The following is a 20,114-nucleotide window of genomic DNA, read 5'->3' as shown; positions in this document are numbered from 1 at the left end:
CCTATGGGCGAGACCCGAGGGCAACACGTGGGTGAGTCAATTAATCGCGATGCTGGCGCACTGTTGGATGAGTTGCTGGCATCCCTTCTCGATGACTTCGAGCACTGGTTTCAGCGCGGGGAGGAGCTTCTGCAGGCCTGTCCGGAGGAGGTGATGCCATCAGAGGAGCGTCAGCGCATGGAGGAGCGGCTGCAGGACGGCAAGAAGGCAATTGCTGCAACGCGCTCTCTTGTGGCTGCATCAACGCAGCCCATGGCGGTCTCGATGGAGGTGATGAACCCGTGGCATGGCTTGGTCACGGAGGTGTGGGCCTTGGCCGCGAAGTTGGGTTCGACCCGTTCGTCTCAGGCCCCCAGCTGATTGCGCAGCTGGCGCAGGTTGCTGCTGTAAAAGCTCGCCAGTTCCTGATGGCTCTTCACCGGTTGCCCGTAGGCGGAGCGGCCAGTCCAGGTGGGGAAGGATGCCCATTCGGGAGCCAACTTCGCCATGGCGTTCTTGGTCAGACCTTGCCGGTCAATTTCTTTGAGAGCACCCCGACGCTCAACAAGGTGCAGAGCGGCTTGGTCCTGGTGCCTTGGCTCGAAGCTGGTCAGCTTCAGCTCCTTGGCCACTCCTTTCCAGGTCTTCGGCAGGAATTGATAGGCCCCAGCTGCAGCGCTGGTGTAGCGCTTCACGATCACCCGCTCGGGATGACGCGAGAGGTCCTGAAACTGCCCTCCGCCATACGTGATTTGGTAACCCTTATCTTCACCGTCCTTCCAGGTCCCCTCGGCGAAGCGAATGGTGTTGAGCAGGGCGCGGCGCTCAGGCGTCAGCTCATAACGCCCACCTTCGTTGCCGGTGGCCAGATGGGCGCGGCTGCTGGTTTCGCCATGCGCGGCATGGTCTGAAGGCGTGTCTGTTTTCTGGGGTAGCTGTGTGGCTCCTGCGGACAGCACCAATCCTGCGGTCAGGGCAGCACCGACGACAGGTCGGTTCCAAGGCGTGACTGGGCTGAACGCAGAAAAAAGACGACGCACAAAGAGCAATCAGGTGGACGGTCACAGTGCTGGCCCACGAGGCCTGCGCGCGAGATCGGTGCTTGAGGGGTTGACGCGCAGTCTGCGCTGTGTATATGCAACTGAGAGAAGGATGAGAGTCTTGCGAGACTCGCTGCTGCGACTGAGGTTGTCTCCGTCAAGCCTTAGGGGGTGTCGCTCAAAACGAAATCGGCCGTATTGATAAGAGCAGTTAATGCTTTTCTTTGGCGGCGATCAGGCTGGTCGGGCGAAGCCCAAGGCGTCCCGAACCCGTTCGAGCGTGGCGTTGGCCACGGTTTCGGCTTTCTCGCGGCCTGTGCTGAGCACCTGATCGAGCTCCGTGGGGTCATCCATCAGCTCGCGGTAGCGGGCTTGGATAGGTTCCAGCGCGTTCACGGTGGCTTCCGCCAGCAGCGGCTTGAACTGTCCCCAACCCATCTCGGCGCACTCGTTGGCGGCCTGCTCACGCCCCTTACCGCTCAGGATCGCGTAAAGCCCTAAGAGGTTGTCGGTTTCTGGCCGATCGGGGTTGCCGAATTCGAGACCACGCTCTGGATCGGTTTTGGCGCGTTTGATCTTTTTGGTGATCAGCTCAGGAGGGTCCAGAAGGGTGATGCGACTCCCTTCGTTGGGGTCGCTCTTGCTCATCTTGCTGCGGCCATCCGTCAGGCTCATGACCCGTGCCCCTTCCTTGAGGATCATCGGTTTGGGCACTTTGAGCACCGGGGTGTCCTTGCCACCGAAGCGGGCATTAATGCGCTGTTGCGCGATGTCACGCGCCAGCTCCAGGTGCTGCTTCTGATCTTCGCCGACGGGCACTAGGTCAGCGTCGTAGAGAAGGATGTCGGCGGCCATCAGTACCGGATAGTCCAGCAGGCCCAGGGAGACGTTGTCCCCCTGCTTCACCGCTTTCTCCTTGAACTGAATCATCCGCTCAAGCCAGTTGAGTGGCGTGACGCAATTCAGCAACCAGCACAGTTCACTGTGGGCTGCCACCTGGCTCTGCACAAACACTGCGCAGCGCTTGGGGTCCATGCCACAGGCCAGGTAGAGCGCTGCTGTGGAACGGGTGTTCTCAGCCAGGCGGCTGGGGTCATGGGGAACGGTGATGGCGTGGAGATCCACAACACAAACAAAGGTGTCGTGGGTCTCCTGCAGGTCAACCCAATTGCGGATGGCACCCAGCCAATTGCCGAGGTGCAGTGCTCCGGTCGGTTGCACCCCGGAAAGAACCCTTGGCCGGCTCATCAATCAGACCTCGGTTGCTTCGGTTTTGGTGTCGTCGCTGGGGGCTACTTCTGACTCCACCACCGGCTCCACCACCGGTTCCACCTCTGGCTCGTCAACCGGTTCAGCCTGGACTTCCGGCTGGGGTTTGGAAGGTCGGGCGAAGGGGTTCGGGCGGGATCCGCGGCTGCCGCGCTCGTCGTCAAAACGGCGCCCGCGACCTCCACCATCGCGACCTCCACCATCGCGGCTACCACCATCACGCCGGCCACCCCGGGCAGGCTGATTGCGTTGCTGCTCGATCAGGGCGTCGAGTTGGCCTTCTTCCAGCATTTGGCCGAGGCTGCGGACTGCGAAACCCAGAACGGCAACGGTTGAGCGGAGATTGAAGGCCTCCTGCAGTGCCCTTGCCGAGCGCATTTCGTTGTCACTCAGGCGAATCCGGAAGCCTCCGCCTTCACGGCCGCCTTCACGGCCGCCGCCACGGTTGCCACGACTGCGCTGACCGTCTCGGCCGCCGTCTCCCTGTCCCGCCTGTTGTTGGGGATCGCTGTAGGAATCACTCATGGCCCATGGCCTGGAATCAGGCGCAAGTGTGACGCATCACCGGGGTGTTTTCGGTGATCCAGAGCAGCTGGTGGCATTCAACGCTGTTCTTCCGAGCCAGCACGAGCATCGGAACCGCTGTGATTCCCCGATCAATCCGTTCGCGATAGCTGCTCACCAGTTGTCGGTACCGCTCGGCTGTCCAACCGTGGATGGCAGTGTCACGACTGTTCCAGTAGTCCCGCAGCGCTCTCTGGCAGTCCTCGATGCCGAAGTCATGCCAGCAGTTTTGTTGGGCCATCAGTGGATCCATTCCCTGCTGCAGCAACCGCCGGTACTGCATCAGTTCTGGCGCCTCATCGCGTCCATCCGGAGGGAGCAAGCGGTGCAGCTCGGTCAGGGGAGTGCGAGATAGCCGCAGCCAGCATCGTTCCCGCAGCAACACCGGAAGTTGCCAAGACCAGCCTTCGGCACGGCGAACTTCATCGAGCACCTCAATCAGCCCCCGCTGCTGACGCACGGTCAGTCCAGCGAGCTCATGTGTTGCGGTGTCGACATCAGCCATGGGCGCCGGTGTAGGTGATCCCGTCCTCCACGTAGTCCTTGGGTTCCAGATGGATGGTGCACCGCACCGGCCCGAAGCTTTCGTCCAAGCGCTCTTCCACCTCCTCGGTGATCCTGTGCGCCTTGGTGAGGTCGTCTGCGTCGACAACCATATGCATTTCGATGAACACCTGCTGGCCCAGAACGCCCCGGCTGGCGATGTCGTGGCAGTTCATCACTCCGGCGGTGGCCATAGCTTCGGCATAGATGGCTTCAGGGGCAACCGCCATGTGGTCCACCAACCAGGGCAGGGTGCCGCGCAGCACCTGCCAGCACACACGGATCAGCAGGAGCGCCATCGGGATGGCCAGCGCGACGTCGAGCCAGCTCACCTGCAGCCAGACCGCCCCCGCCATGCCCACCAGCACCACCACGGTGGTCCAAACGTCGCTCGCCGCATGCTGGGCATCTGCTTTGAGCAGGTTGCTGTTCAGTCGCCGACCTTCTCGAAGCTCATATCCCGCCAGCAGGAGATTGAATCCCAGCACGAGCGTTAGCAGCACGAGCTCCTGGCTTGTCACACGGATGGGTGGCAGGCCCTCGAGGAGCCTCTCCCCTGAACGCAGCAGGATTTCGATTGCTGTGAAGAGGATGAACCCAGCGATACCGAGGGCTCCGACAGCCTCGTATTTACGGTGGCCATAGGGGTGATCCCGGTCGGGCCGTGGATCGGAAAGTTTGTTGGTGACCAGTCCCGTGAGGCTGGACAGCGCATCGGTGGCGCTGTGCATGCCGTCAGCGATCACCGCCAGGGAGCCACTCATGGCCCCCACCAGAAGCTTCAGCAGCGACATGGTGATGTTCAGGGCCAGGGCCACTATGAGAACCCTGCGCACCCCCCGGCGGTTGTCGACCATCGCTATGGGATGACTGTGTGTCACGGCTGACTCCGGCCTGTTCCCAACTTATGGAGAAGTCGTCCTTCTGGCCTGAAGTTCTGGTTTCAGGTGGTGGGTTGAGCTAAGAAGGGCCACTGCTACAGCAGCCTTACTGTTGAAACTCCCGGCTTCATTGCCAGACCTGGTGATGCCACCGTCGTCGCTGCTGCGGCCGCTGGCTCTGGCTGGGGCTGGTCTGCTTGCTGGACAGTGGCTGGTCAGTGATGTGATGCACATTCCCGGCGGGGGGCTGGGGCTGCTGGCCGCCGGTGGCGTTGTGATCTGGCTTGGGCGCAAGCCAAGCCAACCGCGTTTCACACCACCGGTATCGCTGAATGGATGGATGGCTCGATGCCAGGAAGTGTTGGATCAGTTCGCGGGTTTTGAGCAGCAACCCTCCGCGGATCTGGCCCGTCGCGCTGAACTCAAGTCAGTGCTGGACCGCAGCGGTCCTGTGCGCATGGCAATGGTCGCCTTGGGAGCTTCTCAGGGACCGAATGAAGCAGACCTCAGCAGCTCTCTGGCTGGCCCGGTGCCATTGACGCTGTCGCTCTGCCATCCCCTGACCACCGATGACGGCAGCCGTTGCTGGCCCCGCGGCCTGCTGGATCAAGATCTGATCCTGTTTAGCCTGAAGGCGCCACTGCTGGCCTCAGATCTGCTCTGGCTTCAGCAGGTGCCGGACGATCAGCCGGCTTGGCTGCTCGTGGCGACCGAAGTGCAGGACGCGTCGACCGATGCCATCGATTCAATTCGGGATGACCTTCCCGAGCGCTGGCGCGAGCGGATCCTGGTTCAGGAGCCTTCGATGAACCTGAGGGCTGCCCTGGCACCGCTGCGCAGTTCGCTGAAACAGGCTGCGATCGAGACGCGGCCGCGGCTGCTGGCGGAACTGCATCGCCGTTGGCAGCGTGACCTCGAATCGCTTCGACGTGAGCGCTTTCTGCAGATCCAGCAACGCACCCAGTGGGTGGTGGCTGGGTCTGTGATGGCATCCCCCATCGCCAGCCTTGATCTTCTTGCCGTCACTGTGGCCAACGGTTTGATGATCAAGGAGATGGGTGAGATCTGGGGGGCGTCGCTGCAGCCCGATGTGCTCAGGGAAGCGGCGGCACAGCTGGCTCGCGTGGCGCTCGCCCAGGGCGTGGTGGAGTGGACCGGTCAGACCTTGCTTGGACTGGCCAAGCTGGACGGGGGGAGTTGGCTGATCGCTGGTTCGATGCAGGCCCTCAGTGCGGCTTACCTCACCCGTGTGGTGGGCCGATCCATGGCGGATTGGCTGGCGATCAATGCCGGTGTTGATGAGCTCGATCTTGTGGCGTTGAAGCAGCAAGCGCCGTTGTTGGTGGCTCGGGCTGCTGAGGAGGAACGGATGAACTGGAACGGCTTCGTTCAGCAATCCCGTGACTGGCTGCTTCATGCAACTTCATGAATGCTTCGTAAAGCGCTTAATGAAGTTTTTTTGAGAGCTGATTCCGATTATTGAGTTGCCATGTAACGGAAGGTTCTCTCCATAAACTTGTTTCACCTGTCCCATTTTTTTGGGAGAGGTTTATCCGTCTTCTTTTCTTCCATGTCCACCGCAATTCGCAGCGGACGCCAGAGCAATTGGGGAGCCTTTTGTCAGTGGGTGACCGACACCAACAACCGCATCTATGTGGGTTGGTTCGGCGTGCTGATGATTCCCTGCCTCCTGGCGGCCACCATCTGCTTCACCATTGCTTTTATCGCCGCTCCCCCGGTTGATATCGATGGCATCCGCGAGCCTGTCGCTGGCTCCCTGATCTACGGCAACAACATCATCTCCGGTGCTGTTATTCCGTCTTCCAACGCCATCGGCCTGCACTTCTATCCCATCTGGGAAGCTGCTTCCCTTGATGAGTGGCTGTACAACGGCGGTCCTTATCAGTTGGTCTGCTTCCACTTCCTCATCGGCATTTCCGCCTACATGGGTCGCCAGTGGGAGCTCTCCTACCGCCTGGGCATGCGCCCCTGGATCTGCGTTGCCTACAGCGCTCCGCTGTCTGCAGCGATGGCTGTTTTCTTGGTTTACCCCTTCGGTCAGGGCTCCTTCTCTGATGGCATGCCCCTGGGCATCTCTGGCACCTTCAACTTCATGTTGGTGTTCCAGGCCGAGCACAACATCCTGATGCACCCCTTCCACATGCTGGGCGTCGCAGGTGTTTTCGGCGGCAGCTTGTTCTCCGCCATGCACGGCTCCCTGGTGACCTCCTCCCTGGTGCGTGAAACCACCGAGAGCGAGTCCCAGAACTACGGCTACAAGTTTGGCCAAGAGGAAGAGACCTACAACATCGTGGCTGCCCACGGTTACTTCGGTCGCCTGATCTTCCAATACGCCTCCTTCAACAACAGCCGTAGCCTTCACTTCTTCCTGGGCGCCTGGCCTGTTGTCGGCATTTGGTTCACGTCCATGGGCATCAGCACCATGGCCTTCAACCTGAACGGCTTCAACTTCAACCAGTCCATCCTGGATAGTCAGGGCCGCGTCCTGAACACCTGGGCTGATGTGCTGAACCGCGCCAACCTCGGCATGGAAGTGCAGCACGAGCGCAACGCTCACAACTTCCCCCTCGACCTGGCTGCTGTTGAGTCCACTCCTGTGGCTCTGCAGGCTCCTGCCATCGGTTGATCTGGAATCAACCTGTTCCTTCTGGAACAGCCAAAACGATTCAGATCAACTGAATCGGAAAGCCCCCTCCGAGGAGGGGGCTTTTTTTGTTGGTGTGTTGGCTGTGAAGGATGGGCGGCGAATCAGGCCCCTTCAGGACACCAGCCGATCTCTTTCTCTAGCCGTTGCATCCATTGGTGGCAGCGGTGCGTGAGGTGTGCTCCTTGGGGGAGGCGCTGTTGGTGGTGAGCGCAAGCTGGCTGGGTGACTCCTCCCTCAGTGAGGGTGTGCTGAAAGTGTTGGCAGGTCAGGCACACCATGAGCGACCGGCTGGGTCTTAGCTGCATCGAGCCCATCGGCGGCCAGGTGCTTGCCGGCGGAGCGTTAACGATGCCCATCTTTTGCTTTTAGTATTTATGTACTATACGCTTCCTTCTCTGTTGTCAGCGTGTTGTTGGGGAGAATGGGGAGATGAGTGAGCCCCGCCCCACCCTCCAGTTCGATCTGGACCTTGAAGCTGTTCGCCTGCTCCACCGCTCGGTGAGCTTTCACCTTGAGAAATGGCCGGGGGGGCCTGATCCCAGGGAGCAGGAGGCGCTGCAGTCGATGAAGACCTTGCTCACGGCAGCATTGCTCGAGTTCAGCCTCGATCAGGATGGTCAGCGCTGAAACCCGTCGCCTTCACTCCTCTTTACGGAAGCAGCGACAGCGACCGATTAGCGGCCTACAACGCACTTAGTCGGTTGAGAAGGCTATGGAGCAACAACAGGCTGGAACCTGGGATTCGGTTGAGGCATGCCTGGAGTGCATCACCACCTGTTCGATCGATGATGGCGAGTGCGTCACCACCTGCGTTCGGACGCATCTTGGTGATGAGGAAGAGCTGTGGTCCAGCAGTCTTTGCCTCTGAGTTGTTCTCTTGAGCCGTTGTCCTCGTGGGTTGGTTAATCGCCATTGCCATCGTCGTGGCGCTGTCCTGGCTGGGATGGCGTTGGAATCAGTTCGAGTGTGCTGAAGATCGTTCCGTCAGCGGCCGCTTGGTGAAGCGGATGCATCGTCATTCACGGCGACGTAAGCACCATCACTGAGCGTCGTGGTCTCTGCAGATGTGCCCATCTTTCCAGCTCCAAATCCATGGAATTGTTGCTTTTGCCTTAAGGAGATCCTCTCGTTCTTCAAGCCTTACTGGGATGAATTCTGTTCTGTAATCAAATCCCTGATCACGCATGGACTGGTTCAGAACCAGGCTTCCTTCGTCGCTGGAAACGGAGCGGTGATAGGTGCCGATAGGGATTTGGAGAGCACCCATCGCTCGGATTAAATGAATGATGTGATGTGGGTGATCCCAAGCCGGATTGAGCAACGTGAAGGTTCGAGAACCCTCAAGTACAAGGTTGTTGTCTACCTGATGTCGGTGCACGTAGTACTGCTCTGAACCGTTTTGGTCGGGGGGTGACGTCGCGGCGCCATGGTGTGCGACCACGTCAGTACCATTGCTTCCTGGAACCCCAGCATCAAAGAATGTCACCGATGGGGTTTCTCGGAAGACATGAATTGGTATGAAGTGAAGTCTCACCGTGCCTCCTCTTGTTCTTCTTCTTTCTGCTTTAAATCCGTTCTGCGAGAAAAGCTGATGATCAGCACCAGATCAAATCAATCGTCATGGATGACTCCAAATTGCGTTTCACCGGGCAGTCATTCGCAACACGCCTGAACAACTGAATTTGATCCTCCGATAAGCCTTGGGGCAGGGTGATCCACACCCGAAGTATTTCGATCTTGCGGGGCCCCGTTTGGGTCATGATCTTCTCGACAGATGCTTCTGCGCCGGTGACAGAACAGTTTCGGCGTTTGGCCGTGATTCCCATCACGGTCAAGATGCAAGTGCCCAGGGCGGTGGCCAATAAATCTGTTGGTGAAAAGCTTTCCCCCCGACCGTCATGATCGGGCGGAGCATCGGTGCTCAACGACACACCGGAGGGCCCATGTTCGGCTGAACAGTGCAGATCGCCGGTGTAGCGGCAGGACATGCGCGTCATCAGAGCCCTGCCATCAATCAGGCCACAGGCATGCGACAACCCAGCTGAATCGTGCCTTCATCGATCAACCGGCCGAGCCGTTGCGCAACAGCTTCCTCAGTTCGTGAGAATTGATCTTGTCGGGCGGTTACCCATGCCATCTCTCCGTTGGTGATCACGCCGGTGGACATGGCTTCGAGAAAGAGCTCGCCGAGCTTCATGACAAGGATGCGGTTGGAATCACGTTGATGGGACTCCATAGGGGGTGCATGACCTGCTCACCTTTCTTCATGGCGACCGATGATGGATGGCTTGGATCGCACGGCTGATCTCTTCGTTGAGGTGTGAGCCGGCGGGATTGAGGCGGATCAAGCTTGTGAATCCTTCGCTGAGTTCTGGCCTGTCAGGTGGGCTGCTCAGCCTGCAGTGCATTGCATGAATCACGGACTCTGGAACGGATCGTTGGCGGGACCGGTTCCAGACCAGGCACTGATCCAAGGGTGTTTGCAGCCACCAGCCGGTCCATTGAATGTGTCCAGCCCCCTGGCTTCGGTGCATCAACCGTTGGCGCCAGTTGAGTTGCGCATGGGTCGCATCCACAAGCACGTTGTCGCCATGGGCGACGGCGCTGTCGATGGCGCCATGAAGATGGGGCTCCAATTCAGACCAAGGGCCCTGCACCTTCGGGTCCCCCCATAACTGTTCCCTCAGAGCGTCATTGCTGATCACCCGTGCAGGGAGAAGCGGAGCGAGGATCGCGGTGAGGGTGGACTTTCCGCTGCCCGGTGGGCCGATCAACAGATGGCCCTGTGGCCGTGGTTCAGGCAACGAACCGTTTGTAGAGCCACCGCACCAGTCCACCAATCACGGGCACCGGAGCGAACGTTGGGCCGACAAAATCAAAATAATCACGGTGATCCCCGATCTTTCCATCCGGATTGAAGCTGAGTCGGGTTGCGCCGGGGTAGATGAATTCAATCCCTTTGATTTTGAGGCCCATGCGCCATTCAACAAAGGCTGTTTCACCATTCACCACCACTGATTCTGTTTCCAGGAAAACGTCATCACAGCGCTGCATCAGACCATCCTGGGCAAGGATGTAGGCGTCAATTCCCTGCCGTTCCTGGGTCGGATCGGTGAAATGCACGTCGTTGGCGTAGACCGCCTTCCATTGCGCAGCTGTGGGGCCGGGCTTGCCGTAAGGCTTGGTGAACAGGGCACGGATCTGTTCTGCATCCAGCGGGGGGTGAAGTATGGGTGTTGTCATCAGAAGTCGGCGCCCACCTGAGCGGTGATGGTGTTGTTCAACTCGGGTGTGTTCATGCTTTGGTAAATCGATTGCACCCGCAATGTTGTGAACAACTTGCTGTTCTCTGCGGGGTAGTAGCGCACCTCAGCGGTCAGGGTGTTGGCCGGTTGAACCTCATTCGCCCAGACCGTCGTGAACTGGTTTTGAAGCCCGAACTGGAGCGAAGGCCAGGGTTTCCAGCTGAGATCGGCCGTCAGCGTTGCGCCGCCATAGCTATTGCCGCAAAACGTGTCGCTGAAACAGGTGATGCCTCCCCCGCTCCACTGCAACGACGGACCAATGGAGACGATGAGTTCAGTTGTGTCTGACTTCAGTAGCGGGAATGCCACACCGATGTTCCCCAGAACGGTGTTCACCCCGGAATCATTGGTGCCGTTGTATTGGTAACTGCTCAGAGCAAACAGATCGAGGTTGGAACCGATGGATTTGTCGTAGCGGAGTTCCGCAGACCCTTTCTCCGTATCGATGGAGAGTGCCTCTCCTGCATCCTTCGACTTGCTTGCGTTGAAGCTGCCGCTCAATGACAGCTTCTGTTGTTCGTCCTTGTAGCGCGTTTTTCCGGTGAAGCTGACCGAAAGGGAGGTGTCGCCGTCCTTTTCATTGCCGATCACACCGGCGGACATCGAGCTGACCCAAAGGGGCTTAGTGGTGGCTGGTTTGAGTTGCTCTGCAGTGACTTCCAACCGTCCCAGCTGGGGATGGTTCAGCACCGTGGTTCCGTTGTTTGGATTTCGCTCAATCAATTCCCCGTGCAGGCTGTCGCCGTTGCGCAGGGTCAAGGTGATGGTCTCGGCCCAGCTCACGCTGGGAACCAGGCAAAGGCTCAGAAGTCCAGCCGTGGCGAGGGAACGGTGCATAGCGTCAGCTGAAAAAACCCTTGGACTGAAGCCACAGGCCGATGGCGAGCAGTGGCCCGAAGCCGGCGATCAACACGGTGATCTTCAGGCGCAGTGGCGACACCTGAGGTTTGGTCTCTCGAAGAGCCATGGCAAGGCACAAAGGCTAGTGAACTTAAACGCTGTGCTGCGCTGGTGCCTGTTCCCATGCCAACCAGTACGAGCTCCTCCTAGAGCTCGTACTCCTCTTCAAATTGCTGGATCAGCCCCTTGTAAAGCGCGAGCAGGCCTTCTGTCTCTTCGCAGAATCCGTCGGTGGTGTATTTGGCGATGAGATTCACCACGGCGCTTCGGATCTGCGTGAAGGCGCCGAGGTACTCAGCCTGGATGTCTTCATTCCGGATGTCGTTGATCAGCGCGCCCACTAGCTCAATCTTTCGCTTGGCAGCGGCCATTTCCGCTTCCATGTCCTTGTTGAGCTTGCGGCGTTTCTTCGGCATCCCCTCAATCGGATCAATCACCGACATTACGGGAGCCGACGGCCTTCCTCGTTCGAGCGGCTTCCCCTAGCGTCGGGTTCGCTCGACCCATGGCTTTGTGAATCGGACCTTTCGCGGTGTTGCTTACGTGTCCGTATGGGTGGTGATCTGGGGAACGGTGGCGTCCTTGATGGACTGGATGCTGCTGACGGGTGAGGTCTACGAAACGGCCAGCTCTGGACAGGCGGTGACGTTCATCGCCTATGGGGCCGCAACAGTGGTTTTGGCCACACGGTTCTCGGGGCGTTTTCTTGCAGACGCCGATTCAGAAACTGCGGATGAGGAGTGATCCGCCCATGAGCAGCGCCAAGATCTCAAAGGATCGTTTGACCACGCGGCTGCCTTTCACCAGGGAATAGTGGGCCCCCAGGAAGCCTCCGACCAACGATCCGAGAACCAGGGCAGGAAGCCAGTCCCAACGGATTTCTCCGCTCAGACCCAGCACCAGCGCACCGGTGCCATTCCATCCCAGGCCCACCAGCACCAGGGTGTGGGCGACGGCTCTGGAGTAACTCAGCCCGAACCAGCGCACCAGCCAAAGGGTGACGAACAACCCCGTGCCTGAGGTGAGTGAGCCGTTGAGAATGCCGATGATGAACAGCCCGCAGCTGCCAAGCCCGATGGTGCGGGCTGTCAGCGGGCGGGGCTGGTCTGTCGTTCCCAGATCCGGTTTCCGAGCCGAGTAAAGCCCAAGCCCCAGGGTCAGCAGCCCAAGGCTGGCGGTGGCCGCTTGATCGGGCAGCGCAAGAACCATGCTGGCCCCCACAAACACTCCTGGAAGACCGGCGGCCAATACCAGCGCCGAGCGTTTTAGGTCAAGGCTGCTGGCACGCCAATGACGCCCTGTAGCCCCCAGCCCCAGGGCAACGCTGGCCACTTTGTGGGTGGCCAGTGCCATGGCAAAGGGCAGGCCGAGAAGGATTAGTGCGGGCAGTTGAACCAGTCCCGCCCCACCTCCCGCCAGAGCTGAAAGGGCATTGGCGCCAATGGCGATGCCCAGCAGGGCGATTTGCATCAGCAGTTCGGACACACTCAATCTCGTGTCAGGAAGGCGATTGGCACCGAAAACGTGAGGATGCGATGGGGCTCCCCCGGAAGAATGGCGACGCAGGCCACTTCACGATCAGCGTGGGCTTCGCGGGATTGCACCACAAAGGCCGTCGCGTCCTCGATGCTCCACATCGGGGTATCACCGCAACGGCGTTCATCCCTGTAGGCCTGCCAGACCTCGCAGAACGCCTCTCCATCTTCACCACGTTTCATTTCCGTCAGCGCCTCTTCCAGGCCCACGTCTTCGAAACGTTCGAACAGGCGAACCATCAACGGGTGGGCAATGGTGGATGAGGCTTTCAACGTTGAGTTGATGGTGCCGATGGCGCTCACCATCAGCTTCGGTTTGGAGCGTCGTGCATCAATCACCCCCACTGGCAGGTTGAGGTCCCAGCTGGGGTGTCCGCTGACGGCACAGGCCAGATCAAACAACCCCAAACTGCATTGCTTGATCAGGCTCTGAATGGTTTCTCGATCCATGACTCAGTTCCGCGCGGCCCGATTCACCGTTTGCACTCCAGTGTTGCCAGGATGGCTGTCGGTTGGTGCCGGTTTGGATGTCCTTGGTTCAGATCTACCTTGATGCCGTCACCCACCAGGTGATCACGGATGAAGAGCTTGCCTACGTTGCCGGCAATCAGGATCAATTTGATCGAACCGAACTGAAACTCACTGCACGCCTCGCACATCTGATTGGCGCTGGCAATATCAGTGTCGGAACACGCTAATTATCCGAACAGAAAACGTTGAAGCCGATTGAGGAATTGCCGCATCGTTCTTCTGTCACGACTGAAGATCATTCGATCACGTGTCAGCATCGTGCGACTCACCCGATCTGTGACCCTGATAGACAGGAATTGAGGCGAAGTCAAGTTTTCAAGGCAGGGCAACAACTCCCGACCAGGTCTGGAGAACATCGGGTGCGCCCTGGGTCAGGGCGGCAACAGCACTGGCTGAGCCAATCCCGATTCCAACCACAACTCCTATGGCAAAGACGAGCAGTCCCGTGAGAACACTGCGTTCTGAAAATGGCATCCACTCAATGATCAGCCAACCTGACTTTCCTTCGGCCAACGTCAAATGGCCACTGCGGTGTCACAGGACGTGATAGGCGCCGGAGCGGATCTGTTGTGTGGTTTCGGCCATAAAGGTAGATCTACCGACTGATCGATCGGGCTTGTCTTCGCTAACAACCGAATGTCAGCCAGATGACAGTTTCAGTGATGAAAACGATTGACGAGCACATCCAGAAGGACCAAGAGGAGTTTCTCAAGGCCCTGTCTGAGCACAACGATGGCAAGGTGCGTCATCTCACAGAAGAGCTCCAGTGGCTGTTGGATCACAAGAAGGAATTTCCTGATGATCCCCATGACCCTTCCCCCCTTGAGCTGTTCTGCGAGCAGAACCCCGATGAGCCTGAGTGCCTGGTGTACGACGACTGAGTAGAAGTACCCATTCCTGGCTTTGGCGAGGCGCGGCATCGCGCCTCGCCACACAACTTATTTAAGTTGTGTGTAGTCGATGTGTTCTGCAGTGATTCGCGCCATCCTTTCCCGTCCCATTGCAGGCGACCTTGGTCTGCTTGTGCTTCGGGTGTTCACGGGGGCTCTGCTGATTCACCACGGCTACGAGAAGCTCGCCAATATCGAAAATTTTGCCGATGCATTCGTTCGTCCGTTGCATCTCCCCTTTCCGATCTTGCTCTCCTACGTCGCTGCCTTCTCGGAGGTGATCGGAAGCTGGTTGCTGATCACTGGATTGTTGACGCGGATGGGAGCGTTGGCAGTAGCGGGGACGATCTCCGTCGCCATCTATCACGCCATCGTTACCGCCGGCTTCAACATCTACCTGCTTGAGCTGCTTGGGCTTTATTTCGCGGCTGCTGTGGCTGTTCTCGCCTGTGGCCCTGGCGTCTTCTCCATCGATGAGCTCATTGCTCGCCGCCTCGAGCCCGACATGCAATTCTCTGCTGAGCAAGACACAGATTTCGCCAACGGCGAGGCTGCTGTTCTTGAAGAAGTCGTGGCCAGCCGCTGAACCTCAGCGTGATCATTTGCGAAAGCCCCGCAACTGCGGGGCTTTTTTCATGGTTGCCGACGGTGCGGGGTGAAGACGCGTCAGAATCGTCAAAGTTGGTTTAACGCGATGAAAGAGGTCAGCCTGCTCGAGATGATTGGCCGCTCATTGGCGAAGGTTGCCGCAGGCGCTGGTGTTGCAGCAGTGTTGATCTGGTTGACCTACGTGATGCTGGATTTTGGCCATATGCAGTCGGGCTTTACCCTGCCTCAATCCAGTTATTGAGCTGAGATGCAGTGGAATGATGCTGAATCACCATTCCTGCTCGTCGCTTCGCTACTGATTGCTGTTCAGGTTTGTTGGATTGGAGCTGCGCTGCGGCGCAACCAACGCAGGCGTCTGGGAGAACCTCTCAGCGCAATAGCGTTTCAACGTGAACTCCAGCGGATTTTTTCAAGAGCGAATGGGGCGTCCTGAGCCATGAAGCAACTTCCAGGTCAACGGAGCAGAACCCTGCCGCGATGGCTGAAGTCGGTCATGGCGGGGCTAATCACCGTCATGGCCACCATTTGGCTGCTGTCGTTGCTTCCCTTTCTGCTCCTCGCAGCGTTGGTGCTTTCAATCGCACTCATCCCTGTCACCCGTCGTCTGAGACGGGACATGGAAAAAGCTGGATACAACGTTGACGAACCCTGGAGATCTAATCAGCGCCGTGATCTCAATATCACTCCCTGGCACCGACAGCTTCGCAATATCTGGAGAGATTTCAGCTCTTAAATAAGTCGTTAGCCATCGAGCGGTATCGGCCAAGGGAACGTCCGCCGCGTCGAGTTCTTGTGGACAAACGTTGGCCAGGCAAAAGATGCAACGGAGCGAAATTCACCAATTGCGTTTCAGGACGGTCCTTCTGATCGGCCGCCAACAGCTCGGCGATCGCTTCTGCCGTCGTTTGCGGGGAAGCGATTTGCGAGACGGTTTTGATTGATTCAACCTGTTCTGCTCCCAAAGTGCTGCTGGCTGCAGCGGGGAAAGCATTTTGCTTGGCGGGCTTGGCTGCGCCGAGGGGCCACAGAAAAACGAAGCTCAGCAGAAGAGCAACGGTGGCCGTGAGGGTTCCGGTGAGTCCTAACGCCAGACCCTGAAAGTTCCACAGCAATCCCGAACCCGCCATTCCGAAGGTGCCCAGGGCGGCCAGCATCAGGCCGAGGATGGATGCCTGTGGTGCTTTGACCTTGAGTGGCTGGCTGACTTCAGGGACTTCAAAGGGTGCGAGTCGCGGTTCAGGCCGAAGCAGAACAAAACTGATTCCCAGCAGAACCAATGCCGTGACGGTGCTGCCGAGCCCCAGGGTGCGGCCCTGAAAATTCCAAAGCAAACCTCCGCCAGCAAGACCTGAAACCCCGAGGGTTGCCAGTGCAAGTCCGCTCAAGAAGGGCAAACGATTGCGCATGACTCAGTTGCTCCCGTTTTGCGTTGCGGCGTAAGCAACGGCTCCGCCAGCGATCACGGTGAGAAGGCCTGTGGTCAACAGAAAGCCAACCAACATGGCGAATCCAAGAACAGAACCCAGGAGGGACATCTTGATTCGCAGCAATTTCGACTTCATCAACATCACCAACAGCAAGACCACAGTGGTCTTCAAGCCAGCGATCTTTGCAGCACTGATGGGACAAAAAGGATTGATCAACACCATCGACTGCTCTAGGTCGTCTTAAGCGTTTCTGAAGTCTGGCGAAAACAAGGGCACACCGTGAGCAAAAAAAAACGGGCCCAGTGGCCCGTTTCTTGAATGAAGTGCTCGATCAGCGACGACGGTTGCGGGAACGCTGCTTCAGCTTGCGCTTGTATTTCTCAACGGGGGTCTCGTGGTGACGGATCCGACGCAGATCAGAAAAGATGCCGGCTTTGGCGACGGAGCGTTTGAAGCGCCGCAACGCGGATTCAATACCTTCGTTTTCGCCGACTGTGACCTGACTCATCCGTTCCCCGAAAGAGAGCAATAAACAACAACCTTACCAGCCGCCCTCTACCCGTACACCGCCGCCCGCCTGCTGTGGGCTGAGCGTCTTGCATGACGCTTGTTGAAGAGATCGTGGCGCATCCCAGCTTCTGCTTTGGGATGGGTCCATCACTCCGGTAGGCACCCGTCTTGACCCTCACGCACTGCCCCCTGTGCATTGGTCTGGCTGTTCTTTCGGCCGTTCGTTTCATGGCCCACTGCGTTATGGCCGTTCAGCTCGAACGCGGCACGGCAGGTGAGTCGACCCATCCCGCCATGCTCTTGGGAACTATGTTTGAGCTCTGAGGGAGTTCCGCGTCAGGGATCCTTCGGATCAACTAGCTGCAGAAAGGCCATGTCGGCGTTCTGCATGGCCTCCTCATCGTGATGAGCTTCAACGCTGTACAAGAGGTGAAGCAGCCGGCCGCGATCCATGCCACGCTCAACCACTTCTTTCCAGAGGCGTGAGCTCAGCTCCGCATCACGCCACTCGAGTTGGGCATCCACCAGCGCCCGCGTCATGGCGAAGTAGCTCTGACGGTCGTTGCGGAGCCTGTCTTCCGACAGGCTGTGTAGAACTGCTGGCTTGAGCAGATTGCGAATCGTTTGTGAGGCTGCCCTCAGTACCTTTGGCATCGTCGTTGTCCGACTCAGTTCAGTCTGATTCGGTCGTCTGGGCTGACAACGGAGTGAAATGCCTATGCCTGGATCCGAAATGAGTATTTGAACTCACTCCAATTGAACGGTATTGCTCATGACTTTTTGTAAAGTCAAATCCGTTAGGTTCAGTCATCTGATCTCAATACCGTGGAAATACTTGTGCTGGCGGCCGAATTTGTGCCCTTATCTGCTCTCGTGATGAATGCATTTTCCGGCGATTCGGAAGACGATTTCGATTTCCTCTAAATGGAAGCCAAGCTCCTGGCAATGTTGGCCTTTGGCGCCGCCGTCATGACCCTATGGGCTTGGTTGATGGCGAATTTGCCGCTGATGGAGTCTGACCAGAGCAAGCCTGGCAACCGCCGTTAATGCGGTATGGCGCTAAGTGTCCACGCAGACAAGTGGTGCCACGGAAAAAGAGTTTTTGTCCCAGCTCTCGTGCGTGGGCATCGGTAAGCGGTAGAGAAAGCCAGCGTTCAGGCACCTGACCTGTCAGCTTTGATCTCGCTTCGAGTGCCGCCTGTCGCCGTTGTTTTTCCTCACGATCGTTTTTGCGATACACCCCTTCAATTTGAAGTTCGCGAGCACAGGTTTCACAGGCATTCACGGTGGGCTTGCGGCGGGCAGTGTTCAGCGACAACTTGTCGCTGGGCACTTCTCGCTCGGCCCCACAGCTGCAGCGGCACCACCAAAAGGCGTTTCCTGCTTTGGTTCGCCGTTCGGATGAGCGCACCACGGTGAGTTTGCCGTAAACCTCGCCGATTCGGTTGCGTGGACTGGAGGGCATTGCTCAGGCGGATTTCTGATCAGCGGCGTTGTCCAAATCGGCGAACTTGGCAGCCATCGTTGGATTGCGTCTGGTCAACTTTTTAACGGTCACATCCTGTGCCTTGTCATTGGCGAGCCGCAGGTTTCGGTCAGCGCCCAACAGGGCGTCCTTGGTTTTTTGAAGGTGATCAATCGACTTATCGATTTCATCAATTGCCGTTTGAAAGCGTCTCGAAGCGAGGTCGTAGTTGCGTGAGAAGGATGTTTTGAAGGTTTCGAGGTCGTTCTCGAAGTTGGTTACATCAATGTTCTGGGCTTTCACCAGAGCAAGCTCTGCCTTGTATTCCAAGGATCTCAAAGCAGCATTGCGGAGCAATGTGATGAATGGAATAAAGAATTGTGGGCGAATGATATAGGTCTTCGGGAAGCGATGAGACATATCGACGATGCCTGAGTTGTAAAGCTCGTTTTCAGGCTCCAGGAGGGAGACGAGTACCGCATACTCGCAATTTTTTTCGTTTCTGTCTTTGTTCAGCTCTTTGAGAAAATCTTCATTCTTCTTCTTTGTGGCCGTTGTGTCGGCCTCATTTTTCATCTCAAACATGATTGAGATGATTTCGTTGTTGAGGTCGTCTTGGTCGCGAAAAATGTAATCACCCTTGCTTCCACTGCGCGCGTCGTTGTCTTTTTCGAAATAGGCTTTCGGAAAAGCAGCTGCACGAATCCTGTTGAATTCGGTTTCGCAGTGTTGTTCAAGGGTTTCTCCCACCATTTTGGTGGAGAGCCGCGCTTTCATGTCGCGCAAGCGTTCAATGGCCTGATCCCGGTCACTGAGCTGTGCTTCGTAGCGGTCCTTCAGTGATTGTGATTCCAGTTGATGCTTCAGTTCCGCTTCTTTTAAGCCGCTCTGTAGTGCATCCCGTTGTTTCTCTATGGAGCTCACCGCTTCATTCACGGCTAGCTGGCGCTGCATGGCCCCAGCCTGGAGCTGCGCTTGCAAATCCCTCACGTCATTGTCTTTTTGCAGTGTTATCGCCTGCATTTCTTTGGCGAATTTGGTTTCTGCTAGGCGCAGTTCTGTTGCCTGCTGCTCACGCATTTGCTGGAGTTCAGTGGCAATACGATCCCGCTGCTTCTCCGCTTTGTTGACGGCATCTTTAATTGCAAGTTCCTGATGCAGTGCACTTTGCTTGAGTTGGCCCTCAAGTGTTTGCATCTCCCTGTCTTTTTTGGCAATGGCCAACTCGATGGCATTGCGTTTGTCTTGTTCTGCCAGGGCTAGTCGCTTATTCAGTTGCTGCTCAAAATCTCGATCCCTCACCTGTTTGAGGATGTCGGCATACCCTGCTTCATCCACCTTGAAGGCTGTGTTGCAGTGAGGGCAGATGATGTCGTGCATGTCTGACGATTTGTGTTGAACGTTCGCGCTACGTGCTGGGATTTTATCCGGCTCTGGCTAATACGAGATCAGCCCACGCTTCATGCCATGCCCGATTGGATCGATCCACGCTCAATGCTCGATACGGTGATCATCTTGAGCATCGTGGCCCTGGCCGCCATCGGATTCGTGGTTGGCATCAAGGAAATGATCACCGATCTGAGCAAACTGCGTCGCGCCAAGGTTTAAGCAGGCTTCAGCCTTCCAGCCCGGACCGCAGCGCCGCCAGTCTTGCGGCGTTCACACCAAGATCCGAGTCGCCGAGGCGCGACTCGGACCGTGCCTGGATCTGGCTGTTGTCGCGATCAGCGAACAGTTCGAGGTCATCCACAAAGCCAAAGAAAGCGCTGCTGGCTTCGGCATGGAGGTACGTCTCGGTTTGATCCACGACAACCGTCCGCGGCGATTCCTGCACCAGTTCACTCAGCCTGTTGAGTTCAGCCATCGGGTTGGTGCTTTCCCACGTTTGGCTGGTGCAGTGAGCTGTTGTCGGGCAGTTGCGTAATGCCCCGTTGCTCACGCCAAGATCAGCAGGGACGGGCCCAACAAGATGGAACAGCATCAAGACGGGCGCCAGTA

Annotated in this window: 36 protein-coding genes; 12 read left to right on the top strand and 24 right to left on the bottom strand. The window is 57.7% G+C overall.

The genetic code is table 11. From position 1 onward, the window contains the following. Positions 1–3: 3 nt before the first annotated feature. Positions 4–360, top strand: coding sequence for a DUF2605 family protein (locus Q3Y53_RS05635; RefSeq protein ID WP_226425418.1), 357 nt, complete (start codon positions 4–6; stop codon positions 358–360). Here Q3Y53_RS05635 and Q3Y53_RS05630 read toward each other — a convergent pair. The 5 genes from Q3Y53_RS05630 to Q3Y53_RS05610 all read right to left on the bottom strand — a co-directional run bounded on the left by Q3Y53_RS05630 (position 345) and on the right by Q3Y53_RS05610 (position 4,252). After that, positions 345–938 carry a muramidase gene (locus Q3Y53_RS05630; protein WP_368506435.1) on the bottom strand — a complete coding sequence of 198 codons (594 nt, stop codon included), beginning with the start codon at positions 936–938 and terminating at the stop codon, positions 345–347. The two genes, Q3Y53_RS05635 and Q3Y53_RS05630, sit on opposite strands and share 16 nt — an antisense overlap. 315 nt (positions 939–1,253) lie before the next feature. Beyond that, a complete protein-coding gene (gene trpS, locus Q3Y53_RS05625) occupies positions 1,254–2,267 on the bottom strand; it encodes a tryptophan--tRNA ligase (protein WP_303533853.1) in 1,014 nt (337 codons plus the stop codon). A gap of 3 nt (positions 2,268–2,270) precedes the next feature. Further along, positions 2,271–2,813, bottom strand: a complete 543-nt coding sequence (locus tag Q3Y53_RS05620) for a hypothetical protein (RefSeq protein ID WP_303533851.1) — start codon at positions 2,811–2,813, stop codon at positions 2,271–2,273. Positions 2,814–2,829: 16 nt separating this feature from the next. Beyond that, positions 2,830–3,357, bottom strand: a complete 528-nt coding sequence (locus Q3Y53_RS05615) for a hypothetical protein (protein ID WP_303533848.1) — start codon at positions 3,355–3,357, stop codon at positions 2,830–2,832. Further along, the gene (locus tag Q3Y53_RS05610) at positions 3,350–4,252 is read right to left on the bottom strand and encodes a cation diffusion facilitator family transporter (protein WP_303534041.1); all 903 of its coding nucleotides are present in this window, start codon (positions 4,250–4,252) and stop codon (positions 3,350–3,352) included. The genes Q3Y53_RS05615 and Q3Y53_RS05610 overlap by 8 nt, the downstream gene beginning before the upstream one ends. Before the next feature lie 169 nt (positions 4,253–4,421). Between Q3Y53_RS05610 and Q3Y53_RS05605 the strand changes: the two genes are divergently transcribed. From Q3Y53_RS05605 to Q3Y53_RS05590, 4 genes are all read left to right on the top strand, one after another. Further along, on the top strand, positions 4,422–5,705 hold the full coding sequence (locus tag Q3Y53_RS05605) for a YcjF family protein (protein ID WP_303533845.1): 1,284 nt from the start codon (positions 4,422–4,424) through the stop codon (positions 5,703–5,705). Positions 5,706–5,846: 141 nt separating this feature from the next. Continuing rightward, the gene (psbA, locus tag Q3Y53_RS05600; protein WP_226425408.1) at positions 5,847–6,923 is read left to right on the top strand and encodes a photosystem II q(b) protein; all 1,077 of its coding nucleotides are present in this window, start codon (positions 5,847–5,849) and stop codon (positions 6,921–6,923) included. A gap of 176 nt (positions 6,924–7,099) precedes the next feature. After that, entirely contained in the window at positions 7,100–7,243 is a 144-nt protein-coding gene (locus Q3Y53_RS05595; RefSeq protein WP_226425397.1) for a hypothetical protein, read from the top strand. A gap of 130 nt (positions 7,244–7,373) precedes the next feature. Continuing rightward, positions 7,374–7,571: a hypothetical protein gene (locus Q3Y53_RS05590; RefSeq protein WP_006851951.1), complete on the top strand. Its 198-nt coding sequence runs from the start codon at positions 7,374–7,376 to the stop codon at positions 7,569–7,571. Between the two features lie 412 nt (positions 7,572–7,983). Here Q3Y53_RS05590 and Q3Y53_RS05585 read toward each other — a convergent pair whose 3' ends face one another. The 8 genes from Q3Y53_RS05585 to Q3Y53_RS05550 all read right to left on the bottom strand — a co-directional run bounded on the left by Q3Y53_RS05585 (position 7,984) and on the right by Q3Y53_RS05550 (position 11,565). Beyond that, complete coding sequence (locus Q3Y53_RS05585) at positions 7,984–8,478, bottom strand: hemagglutinin (protein ID WP_226425688.1); 495 nt, start codon at positions 8,476–8,478, stop codon at positions 7,984–7,986. 61 nt (positions 8,479–8,539) lie between these two features. Continuing rightward, positions 8,540–8,941: an OsmC family protein gene (locus Q3Y53_RS05580; protein ID WP_303533827.1), complete on the bottom strand. Its 402-nt coding sequence runs from the start codon at positions 8,939–8,941 to the stop codon at positions 8,540–8,542. A 17-nt stretch (positions 8,942–8,958) separates the two neighbouring features. Beyond that, positions 8,959–9,141, bottom strand: coding sequence for a hypothetical protein (locus tag Q3Y53_RS05575; RefSeq protein WP_226400277.1), 183 nt, complete (start codon positions 9,139–9,141; stop codon positions 8,959–8,961). A gap of 67 nt (positions 9,142–9,208) precedes the next feature. Next, positions 9,209–9,718 (bottom strand): ATP-binding protein, encoded by a 510-nt coding sequence (locus Q3Y53_RS05570; RefSeq protein ID WP_303533821.1) that lies wholly within the window; start codon positions 9,716–9,718, stop codon positions 9,209–9,211. A gap of 22 nt (positions 9,719–9,740) precedes the next feature. Beyond that, the gene (locus tag Q3Y53_RS05565; protein ID WP_226425391.1) at positions 9,741–10,187 is read right to left on the bottom strand and encodes a nuclear transport factor 2 family protein; all 447 of its coding nucleotides are present in this window, start codon (positions 10,185–10,187) and stop codon (positions 9,741–9,743) included. After that, positions 10,187–11,086 carry a DUF481 domain-containing protein gene (locus Q3Y53_RS05560; RefSeq protein WP_303533814.1) on the bottom strand — a complete coding sequence of 300 codons (900 nt, stop codon included), beginning with the start codon at positions 11,084–11,086 and terminating at the stop codon, positions 10,187–10,189. The genes Q3Y53_RS05565 and Q3Y53_RS05560 overlap by 1 nt, the downstream gene beginning before the upstream one ends. A gap of 4 nt (positions 11,087–11,090) precedes the next feature. Continuing rightward, positions 11,091–11,216 (bottom strand): hypothetical protein, encoded by a 126-nt coding sequence (locus tag Q3Y53_RS05555; protein ID WP_255445744.1) that lies wholly within the window; start codon positions 11,214–11,216, stop codon positions 11,091–11,093. A gap of 79 nt (positions 11,217–11,295) precedes the next feature. Continuing rightward, positions 11,296–11,565 (bottom strand): hypothetical protein, encoded by a 270-nt coding sequence (locus tag Q3Y53_RS05550; protein ID WP_115024260.1) that lies wholly within the window; start codon positions 11,563–11,565, stop codon positions 11,296–11,298. A 97-nt stretch (positions 11,566–11,662) separates the two neighbouring features. Between Q3Y53_RS05550 and Q3Y53_RS05545 the strand changes: the two genes are divergently transcribed. Next, on the top strand, positions 11,663–11,893 hold the full coding sequence (locus tag Q3Y53_RS05545; protein WP_303533807.1) for a hypothetical protein: 231 nt from the start codon (positions 11,663–11,665) through the stop codon (positions 11,891–11,893). On the opposite strand, the gene Q3Y53_RS05540 is transcribed toward Q3Y53_RS05545, so the two are convergent. Both Q3Y53_RS05540 and Q3Y53_RS05535 read right to left on the bottom strand, forming a co-directional pair. Beyond that, positions 11,870–12,619 carry a sulfite exporter TauE/SafE family protein gene (locus tag Q3Y53_RS05540; protein ID WP_303533804.1) on the bottom strand — a complete coding sequence of 250 codons (750 nt, stop codon included), beginning with the start codon at positions 12,617–12,619 and terminating at the stop codon, positions 11,870–11,872. The genes Q3Y53_RS05545 and Q3Y53_RS05540 overlap by 24 nt on opposite strands. Before the next feature lie 17 nt (positions 12,620–12,636). Then, the gene (locus tag Q3Y53_RS05535; RefSeq protein ID WP_303533801.1) at positions 12,637–13,134 is read right to left on the bottom strand and encodes a hypothetical protein; all 498 of its coding nucleotides are present in this window, start codon (positions 13,132–13,134) and stop codon (positions 12,637–12,639) included. 77 nt (positions 13,135–13,211) lie between these two features. On the opposite strand from Q3Y53_RS05535, the gene Q3Y53_RS05530 reads away from it, so the two are divergent. Beyond that, positions 13,212–13,382 carry a hypothetical protein gene (locus tag Q3Y53_RS05530; protein WP_226425387.1) on the top strand — a complete coding sequence of 57 codons (171 nt, stop codon included), beginning with the start codon at positions 13,212–13,214 and terminating at the stop codon, positions 13,380–13,382. A 148-nt stretch (positions 13,383–13,530) separates the two neighbouring features. Here the strand turns inward: Q3Y53_RS05530 and Q3Y53_RS05525 are convergent, their stop codons facing one another. Then, a complete protein-coding gene (locus Q3Y53_RS05525) occupies positions 13,531–13,689 on the bottom strand; it encodes a hypothetical protein (protein ID WP_226400222.1) in 159 nt (52 codons plus the stop codon). A 188-nt stretch (positions 13,690–13,877) separates the two neighbouring features. On the opposite strand from Q3Y53_RS05525, the gene Q3Y53_RS05520 reads away from it, so the two are divergent. From Q3Y53_RS05520 to Q3Y53_RS05510, 3 genes are all read left to right on the top strand, one after another. Further along, positions 13,878–14,096, top strand: a complete 219-nt coding sequence (locus Q3Y53_RS05520) for a CP12 domain-containing protein (protein ID WP_226412441.1) — start codon at positions 13,878–13,880, stop codon at positions 14,094–14,096. A 79-nt stretch (positions 14,097–14,175) separates the two neighbouring features. Continuing rightward, positions 14,176–14,691, top strand: coding sequence for a DoxX family protein (locus tag Q3Y53_RS05515; RefSeq protein WP_303533792.1), 516 nt, complete (start codon positions 14,176–14,178; stop codon positions 14,689–14,691). 108 nt (positions 14,692–14,799) lie between these two features. Next, complete coding sequence (locus Q3Y53_RS05510) at positions 14,800–14,955, top strand: hypothetical protein (RefSeq protein ID WP_226425383.1); 156 nt, start codon at positions 14,800–14,802, stop codon at positions 14,953–14,955. Between the two features lie 212 nt (positions 14,956–15,167). On the opposite strand, the gene Q3Y53_RS05505 is transcribed toward Q3Y53_RS05510, so the two are convergent. From Q3Y53_RS05505 to rpsU, 4 genes are all read right to left on the bottom strand, one after another. Continuing rightward, entirely contained in the window at positions 15,168–15,332 is a 165-nt protein-coding gene (locus tag Q3Y53_RS05505) for a hypothetical protein (protein ID WP_303533790.1), read from the bottom strand. A 104-nt stretch (positions 15,333–15,436) separates the two neighbouring features. Continuing rightward, entirely contained in the window at positions 15,437–16,120 is a 684-nt protein-coding gene (locus tag Q3Y53_RS05500; protein ID WP_303533788.1) for a hypothetical protein, read from the bottom strand. Between the two features lie 3 nt (positions 16,121–16,123). Next, entirely contained in the window at positions 16,124–16,363 is a 240-nt protein-coding gene (locus Q3Y53_RS05495) for a hypothetical protein (RefSeq protein ID WP_226425380.1), read from the bottom strand. Between the two features lie 109 nt (positions 16,364–16,472). Then, a complete protein-coding gene (gene rpsU, locus Q3Y53_RS05490; protein WP_009790002.1) occupies positions 16,473–16,649 on the bottom strand; it encodes a 30S ribosomal protein S21 in 177 nt (58 codons plus the stop codon). A 170-nt stretch (positions 16,650–16,819) separates the two neighbouring features. Between rpsU and Q3Y53_RS05485 the strand changes: the two genes are divergently transcribed. Next, a complete protein-coding gene (locus Q3Y53_RS05485) occupies positions 16,820–16,975 on the top strand; it encodes a hypothetical protein (RefSeq protein WP_303533752.1) in 156 nt (51 codons plus the stop codon). 12 nt (positions 16,976–16,987) lie between these two features. Here the strand turns inward: Q3Y53_RS05485 and Q3Y53_RS05480 are convergent, their stop codons facing one another. From Q3Y53_RS05480 to Q3Y53_RS05470, 3 genes are all read right to left on the bottom strand, one after another. After that, complete coding sequence (locus Q3Y53_RS05480; protein WP_303533751.1) at positions 16,988–17,305, bottom strand: hypothetical protein; 318 nt, start codon at positions 17,303–17,305, stop codon at positions 16,988–16,990. A 313-nt stretch (positions 17,306–17,618) separates the two neighbouring features. Then, positions 17,619–18,116, bottom strand: a complete 498-nt coding sequence (locus tag Q3Y53_RS05475; RefSeq protein ID WP_303533748.1) for an early protein (E6) — start codon at positions 18,114–18,116, stop codon at positions 17,619–17,621. 3 nt (positions 18,117–18,119) lie between these two features. Then, a complete protein-coding gene (locus tag Q3Y53_RS05470) occupies positions 18,120–19,496 on the bottom strand; it encodes a DUF2130 domain-containing protein (protein WP_226425376.1) in 1,377 nt (458 codons plus the stop codon). Positions 19,497–19,583: 87 nt separating this feature from the next. Between Q3Y53_RS05470 and Q3Y53_RS05465 the strand changes: the two genes are divergently transcribed. Then, positions 19,584–19,724 carry a hypothetical protein gene (locus Q3Y53_RS05465; protein ID WP_226425375.1) on the top strand — a complete coding sequence of 47 codons (141 nt, stop codon included), beginning with the start codon at positions 19,584–19,586 and terminating at the stop codon, positions 19,722–19,724. A gap of 7 nt (positions 19,725–19,731) precedes the next feature. Here the strand turns inward: Q3Y53_RS05465 and Q3Y53_RS05460 are convergent, their stop codons facing one another. Further along, a complete protein-coding gene (locus Q3Y53_RS05460; RefSeq protein ID WP_255613780.1) occupies positions 19,732–20,097 on the bottom strand; it encodes a DUF1499 domain-containing protein in 366 nt (121 codons plus the stop codon). Between the last annotated feature and the right edge of the window lie 17 nt (positions 20,098–20,114).

The sequence above is a fragment of the Synechococcus sp. YX-04-1 genome (assembly GCF_030546365.1).
Taxonomy (GTDB): domain Bacteria; phylum Cyanobacteriota; class Cyanobacteriia; order PCC-6307; family Cyanobiaceae; genus Parasynechococcus.
Note: the sequence above shows the minus strand (reverse complement) of the source record. Positions and strands in the feature narration are given on the sequence as shown.